The sequence below is a fragment of the Bradyrhizobium sp. NAS80.1 genome, assembly GCF_001908205.1.
In the GTDB taxonomy this organism is placed as follows: domain Bacteria; phylum Pseudomonadota; class Alphaproteobacteria; order Rhizobiales; family Xanthobacteraceae; genus Bradyrhizobium.
In genome coordinates this window covers 1-9,006 of the sequence record NZ_LGHL01000321.1, presented here as the reverse complement: position 1 = coordinate 9,006, position 9,006 = coordinate 1, and the positions used below count along the sequence as shown (strand labels likewise).

General features: G+C 64.1%; 7 protein-coding genes. 2 read left to right on the top strand and 5 right to left on the bottom strand.

Annotated elements, in window-relative coordinates; all coding sequences use genetic code 11:
- Nucleotides 1-175: 175 nt before the first annotated feature.
- Both rpoD and dnaG read right to left on the bottom strand, forming a co-directional pair.
- Nucleotides 176-2,326, bottom strand: a complete 2,151-nt coding sequence (rpoD, locus tag AC629_RS42635; protein WP_084810604.1) for an RNA polymerase sigma factor RpoD — start codon at nt 2,324-2,326, stop codon at nt 176-178.
- Between the two features lie 376 nt (nt 2,327-2,702).
- On the bottom strand, nt 2,703-4,700 hold the full coding sequence (gene dnaG, locus AC629_RS42630) for a DNA primase (RefSeq protein WP_084810603.1): 1,998 nt from the start codon (nt 4,698-4,700) through the stop codon (nt 2,703-2,705).
- 281 nt (nt 4,701-4,981) lie between these two features.
- On the opposite strand from dnaG, the gene AC629_RS42625 reads away from it, so the two are divergent.
- Complete coding sequence (locus tag AC629_RS42625; protein ID WP_084810602.1) at nt 4,982-5,545, top strand: chlorite dismutase family protein; 564 nt, start codon at nt 4,982-4,984, stop codon at nt 5,543-5,545.
- On the opposite strand, the gene AC629_RS42620 is transcribed toward AC629_RS42625, so the two are convergent.
- Complete coding sequence (locus tag AC629_RS42620; RefSeq protein WP_084810601.1) at nt 5,542-5,940, bottom strand: gamma-glutamylcyclotransferase family protein; 399 nt, start codon at nt 5,938-5,940, stop codon at nt 5,542-5,544. The two genes, AC629_RS42625 and AC629_RS42620, sit on opposite strands and share 4 nt — an antisense overlap.
- A 293-nt stretch (nt 5,941-6,233) precedes the next feature.
- Here AC629_RS42620 and AC629_RS42615 point away from each other — a divergent pair, with 293 nt between their 5' ends.
- Complete coding sequence (locus AC629_RS42615) at nt 6,234-7,037, top strand: N-formylglutamate amidohydrolase (protein WP_084810600.1); 804 nt, start codon at nt 6,234-6,236, stop codon at nt 7,035-7,037.
- Between the two features lie 53 nt (nt 7,038-7,090).
- On the opposite strand, the gene AC629_RS42610 is transcribed toward AC629_RS42615, so the two are convergent.
- Nucleotides 7,091-8,074: a DUF3592 domain-containing protein gene (locus AC629_RS42610; RefSeq protein WP_084810605.1), complete on the bottom strand. Its 984-nt coding sequence runs from the start codon at nt 8,072-8,074 to the stop codon at nt 7,091-7,093.
- An 84-nt stretch (nt 8,075-8,158) separates the two neighbouring features.
- Nucleotides 8,159-8,779 carry a LysE family translocator gene (locus AC629_RS42605; RefSeq protein WP_084810599.1) on the bottom strand — a complete coding sequence of 207 codons (621 nt, stop codon included), beginning with the start codon at nt 8,777-8,779 and terminating at the stop codon, nt 8,159-8,161.
- Between the last annotated feature and the right edge of the window lie 227 nt (nt 8,780-9,006).

Below are 9,006 nucleotides of genomic sequence, written 5' to 3'. Positions count from 1 at the left end.
ACCTCGCGATGACGCCCTTGCGCTTCGCTAATCCTTCACCGCCATCAGGCTGGATAGAGGACTTCCACCTCCAAGCTGTCGCTCATACTCGGCACACAACAAGAACGGCGGGCTTTCGGCCCGCCGTCTTCATTTGGATGGATGCCCGGGTCAAGCCCGGGCATGACGATCCGGATTAGTTATCCAGGAACGACCGCAGCTTCCGCGACCGCGACGGATGCTTCAGCTTGCGCAGCGCCTTCGCTTCGATCTGACGGATGCGTTCGCGGGTGACCGAGAACTGCTGGCCGACTTCTTCCAGCGTGTGGTCGGTGTTCATGCCGATGCCGAAGCGCATGCGCAGCACGCGCTCTTCGCGCGGGGTGAGCGAGGCGAGCACGCGCGTGGTGGTCTCGCGCAGGTTCGACTGGATCGCGGCGTCGATCGGCAGGATCGCGTTTTTGTCCTCGATGAAATCGCCGAGGTGTGAATCTTCTTCATCACCGACGGGCGTTTCGAGCGACAACGGCTCCTTAGCGATCTTGAGAACCTTGCGCACCTTTTCCAGCGGCATGCCGAGCTTCTCGGCGAGCTCCTCCGGGGTCGGCTCACGGCCGATCTCGTTGAGCATCTGGCGCGAGGTGCGCACGATCTTGTTGATCGTCTCGATCATGTGCACGGGGATGCGGATGGTACGCGCCTGGTCGGCGATCGAGCGGGTGATCGCCTGCCGGATCCACCACGTGGCGTAGGTCGAGAACTTGTAGCCGCGGCGGTACTCGAACTTGTCGACCGCCTTCATCAGGCCGATGTTGCCTTCCTGGATCAGGTCGAGGAACTGCAGGCCGCGGTTGGTGTACTTCTTGGCGATCGAGATCACGAGACGGAGGTTGGCTTCCACCATCTCCTTCTTGGCCTGACGGGCTTCGCGCTCGCCCTTCTGCACGGAGTGCACGATCTTGCGGAACTCGACGATCTCCAAGCCGGTCAGCGCCGCGAGCTGATGCACCTCGTGGCGGAGGTCCTTGATGCGGTCCTTCTCGTGATGGACGAAATTCTTCCAGCCCTTGGCCGAAAGCTTCGAGACACGGTTGAGCCAGCGCGGATCGAGCTCCGAGCCGGTGTAGTTGCGCAGGAAGTCCTCGCGCGCGACGCCATGGCTGTCGGCAAGGCGCATCAGGCGACCCTCATGCGAGACGAGGCGCTTGTTGATGTCATAGAGCTGCTCGACCAGCGAGTCGATACGCGCCTGATTGAGGCGCAGCGACTTCACCTCGACGATGATCTCGTCCTTGAGCTTGCGATACTTGCGCTCCTGGTGCGGCGAGAGCGACGGACCATGCGAGGTGCTCTCGAGCTGGTTCTGGATGTCCTGCTCCTGAAGCTTGCGCAGCTTCTTGTAGCTCTCGGCGATCTTGTCGAAGATCTCGACGACCTTGGGCTTGAGCTCGGCCTCGATTGCCGCGAGCGACATCTGGTTCTCGAACTCATCGTCCTCGTCCATGTCGGCTTCGGCGGCGGCCTCGCCCGGATCCTTCTCGCCTTCGCCGCCATTACCGGCGGCTGGCGCGGCGCGGAACGGCGTCGGCGACGGAGGAGCGGCGGGGGGCGCGACATGCGCGGGCGCAGCCGCCGTGGCCTCGCCGCCTTCGGCCGAAGCTTCGCCGTTTTCGCCGGCGGGACCGCCGATCATCGCGGTGTTCATACCGCCCTTGGCGTCGGGACCTGCATATGTCGCTTCGAGATCGATAATGTCGCGAAGGAAGATCTTTCCTTCGTTGAGCTCGTCACGCCAAATGATGATGGCCTGGAAGGTCAGCGGGCTTTCGCAGAGGCCCGCGATCATCGCTTCGCGGCCGGCCTCGATGCGCTTCGCAATCGCGATTTCGCCTTCGCGGGAGAGAAGCTCGACCGTGCCCATCTCCCGCAGATACATGCGCACGGGATCGTCGGTGCGTTCGCCCGGTTCGCTCTTCTTGACCTCGGTGACGGCCTTCTGGGTGACCTCGACGAGCTCGTTATCGGTCTCGTCCTCGCCGCCCTCGTCCTTGTCGTCCTCACCTTCGCTGTCGTCGGCCTCGGTGACGTTGATGCCCATCTCCGAGAGCATAGACATGATGTCCTCGATCTGCTCGGGCGAGGTCTGGTCGGACGGCAATACTTCATTGAGCTGATCGAAGGTCACGAAGCCGCGCTTCTTGGCCTGCTTGATCATCTTCTTCACTGCCGCGTCGGACAGATCGAGCAAGGGCGAGGGCGCGTCCTGGGAGTCCTTCTCCGGCGCGTCCGCTGCCTTGTCGTCCTTTTCCTTGTCCTTCGCCTGCAGCGTCTTTGCCTTGGTGGCCATCCATTGCTCCTAAACGCGCTTCATGCAGACGTTCGCCGCGCCTGCCTGAATCCCACTGAACCTATTGCTCGACGCTCTCGCTTCGGCAGCTCCCGACACGGATAAAGGCGGCGCGCACAACTCTCGCCACCCCGACCTTTCTCTCGCCGGATTTGCCTAACGCTTCGTCAGCCTCTTTGTCGCGGCGGATGCAGGTGTAGTGCCAACAGCGATTGCGCGGATTCATTCCTGACGCGTCTGTTCTGCCTGCGGCCGCCTGGTGGCCAAAGTGCTACAAGACCGTTAAGCCTCGATTAACCCTGTTTTTGCCGCCAAACCTTGGATTTGGCGAGTCTTTTAGCGGTTCCGGCCCCGGCCGTCCGCATGATTCTTCACGTCACACGCTCTTCTGGACCCGGCCCGACAGTTCGCCGAACCCCTCAATCAGGGCCTCGGTACCGTCGACCTCGGCCATCCTGGCCTTAACGTCACGTAGCCACGCCAAATTAGCCTCGCTGGGGTCCTCCCCCAAGGCCAGCTCAGCGTCTTTCAACTCCCTAAGTAGTGAATGCCATTGCCGATGCAAGGCAACGAGCTGGTGCCAAGTGGAGAGAACGTCGTCCCTCGCCGCGCCCTCGCGGGCACCCCACACCGCCGCGGTGGTGATGGCCCGCTCAACCCTTTGAAGTAACGGCACAAAACCGCCCCTCTCGAGATCGGCATGCATCTTCTCGGCCTGCTCGCCCGGGTCCGGGCTGTGGTGGTGGTCGTTGGCGAAGGCGGCGATGATGCCGGCCCTCAGCTTGTGGGCCTCGGGATGGGCGAGCTCCAGGGCGGCGACCTCCTCGAGGTGCTCATGGAGCAGCCAGGGGTGGTTGATCAGGCATTGCAGGATCAGGGCTTCCCGGCGGGAGATGGCGCTGCGCTGGCCCCGCATGATCGGACTCGCCGCCAGCTGGGGGCTCGCCGCCTGGTATGGGCCGGACGGTAGCAAGGTAGGGCCAGGCGTCCCGCGGCGCCCCTGGCTGCCGAATCGATTCGGTTGCCCCCCGCGGGGCTGGAACGGGCGGCCGCCTGCACCGGGGCGGAAATTGCCGCGGCCGGAGAAACCGCCGCGCCCGCCTTCGGGGGCAAAAGCGCGCTGGAGCCGCTCGACAAAATCGTCGCGATAGTAGCGCCGCACCACCTCGTCGCGGATGCCGTTGGAGAGTTCCTTGATTCGCGCTTCCAGCGCGGCACGGCGCTCGGGCGTGACGAAGTTGCCGCCTTCGAGCTCGCGCGACCAAAGCATCTCTGCGAGCGGACGCGCCGCCGCGATCACCTCCTCGATCGCGCCGCGTCCACCGGAGCGTACGAGATCATCGGGATCCTGCCCTTCCGGCAGCAGCGCAAAGCGCAGGCTCTTGCCCGGCGCGAGGAAAGGCAAAGCAAGGTCAGCCGCACGATACGCCGCCTTCTGTCCCGCACGGTCGCCGTCGAAGCACAGGATCGGCTCGTCCGCCATCTTCCAGAGCAGCGCGAGCTGGCTTTCGGTGAGCGCGGTGCCGAGCGGTGCCACGCTGCCTGCAAAGCCCGCGGTGACCATGGCGATGACGTCGACATAGCCTTCGACCACGATCAGGGCGCTGCCGTCATGGGTCGCCTTCCGCGCGGTCTGGTGATTGTAGAGATTGTCGCCCTTGTGGAAGAGCGGCGTCTCCGGCGAGTTCAGATATTTTGCCGGAACGTCCTTCTCCAGCGCGCGTCCGCCGAAGGCGATGACCCGGCCGCGCAAATCGGTGATCGGAAACATCACGCGATCGCGGAAGCGGTCGTAGGGCACGGGAATGTCGTTGCCGGCGACTAACAGCCCGGTCTCGACCATGTCGTCCACGGAAACGCCGAGCTTGCCGAGATGCTCCTTCAGCGCGAAGCGATCGGGCGAGGCATAGCCGAGGCGGAACTGCAATTGCGTCGCCGGCGAGATCGCGCGGTCGGCGAGATAGCCGCGCGCTTTCGCACCGAGGCGTGAGGCCAGCGTCTCCGCGAAGAATTTCGCCGCGAGATCCATCACGTCATGCAGCGACTTGCGCCGCTGCTCGTGCCGTGCCGCATCCGGCGTCACCGCCGGCAGCGGCAGGCCGGCCATGTTGGCCAGCCGCTCGACGGCCTCCGCAAATGGCACGCCGTCGGTCTCCATCACGAAGGTGATGATGTCGCCATGCTTGCCGGAGGAGAAGTCGTGGTAAAAACCCTTCTGGTCGTTGACGTAGAAGGACGGCGTCTTCTCCTGCTGGAACGGCGACAGCCCCTTCCACTCCCGCCCGGCCTTCTTCAGCTTCACGCGCTTGCCCACGACCTCGGAGACCGAAAGCCGGGCACGAAGCTCGTCGAGGAATTGGGGCGTGAAGCGCATGGGGACGTGTCTAGCGCGAAACCGGGTGAGTCGGGCGAAGGATCAGGGATATAGGGGCCGCCTGCCTAAAAGTCAGATTTGTCAGGATTATCCGGGTTATTCGACCTATTCACAGGCCCCTCTGTCATTCCGGGGCGATGCGAAGCATCGAGCCCGGAATCCATTTCTCCCAGCATTCCGGCGGCACGATGGATTCCGGGCTCGCGCCAAGAGGCGCGCCCCGGAATGACGGCGGCAACGGAAAGGCTTGAATCCTGCCCGGTTCCGCGCTTCCATAGGGCATGTTCAGGACGTTTCGAGGCGGCCACAGCGGGGGCTGGCGTGTAACCTCGATTTCGCCCGTGACGGGCGAGCCCCTGCCCTTCGTGCCGGCGCTGTCGGTCACCGACAGCGAGGCTGTCTCATTGCCGCTGGTGCCCTCGCGCAATGCGTGGCGGCTGGCGGGCGTCGTGAGCACACCGCGCTACACCGAGCGCCCCGAGCAGCAGCAGCTCACCGCGGTGCAAGCCGAGCTTGGCCGGTTAGAGGCCACTTCCGCGGCGCTGATCCCGATCCGCAAATCGGAGGCCTGGTGGGAGCTGACGCAGGAAGAGCGCCGCAGGATCTTCGAGGACAAGTCGCACCACATCGCGAGCACCCTGCGCTTCCTGCCGGCCATCGCGCGGCAGCTCTACCACTCCCGCGACCTCGGCGGCCCCTTCGACTTCCTGACCTGGTTCGAATTCGCGCCCGCCGATACCTCGCTGTTCGAGGAGCTGGTGGCAATGCTCAGGCAGACCGAGGAGTGGACTTACGTCGAACATGAAGTGGACGTCCGCGTGGTGAAGGAAGTGCTGTCGGGCTAGTGGTCCAGAAAGCGGCCGGACTCGATGCGCGGCAGATCGTTGACGGGCCAGTTGTAGACATAAGTCCAGGCCTTCTCCGTGACGCCATCTGCGCGTGTCACGTCGATCAGCTCACGCAGATATTCGGTCGGCTCCGGAAAGCCCTCGCCGCAGGCCTCGTACATATCGAGCTCGCGCAAGAGCTCGTCGGCCACGCGCAGGCGAAAGAGCTCGCCATGGACGACGTCGGACGGCGCGTCCGACATCAGCAATCCCGGATAATGCTTCACCAGGACGAGCCGGCCACGACAGGTCACCTCACCCAGAAAATCCGCGTGTCCCGCGAGCAGCCGCGCCATCGGATGGTCGAAGCCGCGCATCAGGGTGCCGTAGACGAAAAGACGATCGGAGCTCATGTGGTTTCTGATAGCTGCGAATGATGCGAAACGACAACAGCGCACATTCCAATGTCGTCCTGGTTTTCGCCAAGGCTATATAGGGGAGGCATTGTGGGCACCTTCAACACTGTCATTGCGAGCCAACGGGTCCGCGCGAAGCGCGGCCCGATGACAGGCTCCGCGAAGCAATCCCGACCGTCACCGCGGAAATAGTCTAGATTGCTTCGCTGCGCTCGCAATGACAAGAATGCACCACACCCTTCACTTCCTCGCCACTCATCACCTCGAACTTCTCTCCACAGGCAATCAGGATGGCTTTAGGCACAGTCGACGCGACCGATCAACTCCTCGGCGAGGATGACATTCCGCCCGTGCATGAGATGAATGCGGGAGGGACATCGCCCTTCCTGCTCACCTCGGATCATCACGGGCGGGCGCTGCCGCGCGTGCTCGGCGATCTCGGCGTCGCGGAAAGCGAGCTTGTCAGGCACATCGGCTGGGATATCGGCATCGCCGGCGTCGCCGAGCGTCTTGCAAAAATGCTCGACGCACATCTGATCGCGCAGCGCTATTCGCGGCTCGTGATCGACTGCAACCGCCCGCCGGCTGCTGTGAGCTCGATCCCCGTAATTTCCGAAGCAACTGCGGTTCCACGCAACCAGGGTATCTCCGAGGGCGAGCGCGCCGCAAGGCGGCGCGAAATCTTCGAGCCCTACCACAACCGCATCAATGCGGCGATCGACCGCCGCGTGCATGACAAGCGGCCGACGGTGCTGGTGTCGCTGCACAGCTTCACGCCGGTCTATGCCGGCGTCGCGCGGCCCTGGCACATCGGCGCGCTCTATCACCGTGACACCGTGCTGCCGCGGCTCCTGCTCAAGCATTTACGCGTCGAGAGCGACCTCGTCGTCGGCGACAACAAGCCCTATGCGGTGAGCGACCTCGCCGACTACACCATTCCCGTCCACGGCGAAGCGCGCGGCCTGATCAACACCGGCATCGAGATCCGGCAAGATTTGATCACGGACCAGTCCGGTCAGCAGCAATGGGCAGAGCGGCTGGCGAGGATTTTTGTGGAGATCGAGGTGGAGTTGAAGGCGGAACGATTGGTGTAGGGCGAAACGCCGATGGTGTACTCCCTCGCCCCGCTTGCGGGGCGAGGTGACAATCAACCGCCGCGAGTCGCGACGAACACCGCGAGCGCAGCGAAAATCGCGGCGATGCCCCACAGCACATACGCGATGCGGCCGTCGCCGCGCGCATCTAACGCCGCTTCGGCGGGATTGTCGGGATTGACGCGGACCTCGACGGTCGCGCCGTCCTGGTAGCGCGACATCAGCTTCTCCGCCATCTTGTCGGACGCGCCCGGCGTTCCGGCCGCGACGCGCGCACATTCATTGGTGTAGCTGACGTTCTGATAGAGGTAGGTGTAGGTCACCCGCATGCCGAACATCTCGGTGCCGCGCGCTTCGCCAGGCTCGCTGGCTTCGTGATATTGCTCTATTCCCGACAGCTTGATCGTGCCCGGCACGACCGGCCAGCGCGTCGCCATCGAGGCCTGCCGCTGCACCCCCCACCCCACCAGCGCGACAACGAGGCCGAACGCCCCGAAGCCGACGACGAGGCCAGCGAGGTCGGGCCGCGCGATGTGACGCGCGAGGTAGGCATAGCCCTGGTTGAGCCCGAAGGCCGAGCCGAACACGATAGCAAGGACGATCAAAGTGCCGATGCCGAGGCAGCCCCACAGGCCCTTGGGCAGATCGCGCTCGAGCACGGCCTGATCGGGATGGCGCGGATTGTAATAGACAGTGACGATGCTGCCGGCGGGATATTTCGCGAGCTTCTCTGCAACCTCGAAATTGCCGAGGTCCTCGCCGATCGAGATGCGGTTGTTGCGTAGCTTGCGGCCGCCGACGGCGTATTCGTAGGTCACGTTCGCGAAATTGCGGTTCTCGAGGCGATAGCCCTCCTCGCGGTCGTCGTCGGACACCCGGACCTCGCGCACCTCTGCAACCGAGCGGACGACCTTCCCTGCCGCCTGCGGCCAGCTTCGCGCCTCGCGCGTCTGCCAGGTCTTGACGGCAGCGGCAACCAGGATGAGTCCGAGCGGTGCGAGCAGCATCGCATAGACGAGCCAGGGCAGATCGGGCACGGCCAAATTCCTTCGTCAGCGGCAATGCCCGATTGGACGCATCGCCGCCGCGAAGGGTTCAAGCCCCGAAGCGGTTCGAGGGACTTATTTCGCCCGGGTCAGGGCCAGCCAGATGCCGCCGCCAATCATGAAGCCGCCGGAGATGCGCGACATCAGCCGCGTGCGGCGGGCCGAGAAGAATTTCCGGGCACGCCCGGCCGCGATGGCGTACAGCGCATCCGTCATCACCGCGGTGACCATGAAGGTGGCGCCCAGCAGCGCGACCTGCGGAAAGTGGTCGCGGTTCATGTCCATGAACTGCGGGATGAAGGCGCCGAAGAAGATCAGCACCTTCGGGTTCGACAGCAGCACCAGAAAGCCCTGCAGGAAGAACCCGCCACGCGGTGGCGCCGGCGGCTCGTCGACATTGAGGCCTTCGACCGGGGCCCAGATCAGCTTGATGCCCAGCCAGATCAGGTAGGCGGCGCCGGCAAAGCGCACCCAGTCGAACCAGTAACCCATGGTCGCCATCAGCGAGGTCAGGCCAACCGCGACGACACCGATGACGATGGCAAGGCCCGCCTGCGCGCCCGCGACGTTGGTCAGCGCGGCACGCGTGCCATGGCGCAGGCCGTTGGCGATGACGAGGGTGACGATCGGCCCCGGCAGCAGCGCCAGCGCGATGCAGGCGGCGACGAAGGCGAGGTAGGCTTGCATGGACATCATGGGGAGGACTCGCTGAAGGCGGTTTGGCGCATTAATGCATGGGAAGGGCGGGAACGGAAGACGTGACTGCGTTGCACGGACGCTCCTCAATCACCGGTGTCATCACCCGCGAAATGTTTAGCCCGGAGACATCGCTGACACCTGTTCGGACACATCACTGACAGGTTGGCCATTGGTCAAGTCGATCGATGCGACCTGCCAGCTGGCGAAGAAGATTCCGTAGTGGC

Excerpts from the sequence above, each read along its gene's own strand:
- rpoD (WP_084810604.1), bottom strand. The coding sequence starts at position 2,326 with ATGGCCACCAAGGCAAAGACGCTGCAGGCGAAGGACAAGGAAAAGGAC.
- dnaG (WP_084810603.1), bottom strand. The coding sequence starts at position 4,700 with ATGCGCTTCACGCCCCAATTCCTCGACGAGCTTCGTGCCCGGCTTTCG.
- AC629_RS42625 (WP_084810602.1), top strand. The coding sequence starts at position 4,982 with ATGTTCAGGACGTTTCGAGGCGGCCACAGCGGGGGCTGGCGTGTAACC.
- AC629_RS42620 (WP_084810601.1), bottom strand. The coding sequence starts at position 5,940 with ATGAGCTCCGATCGTCTTTTCGTCTACGGCACCCTGATGCGCGGCTTC.
- AC629_RS42615 (WP_084810600.1), top strand. The coding sequence starts at position 6,234 with ATGGCTTTAGGCACAGTCGACGCGACCGATCAACTCCTCGGCGAGGAT.
- AC629_RS42605 (WP_084810599.1), bottom strand. The coding sequence starts at position 8,779 with ATGATGTCCATGCAAGCCTACCTCGCCTTCGTCGCCGCCTGCATCGCG.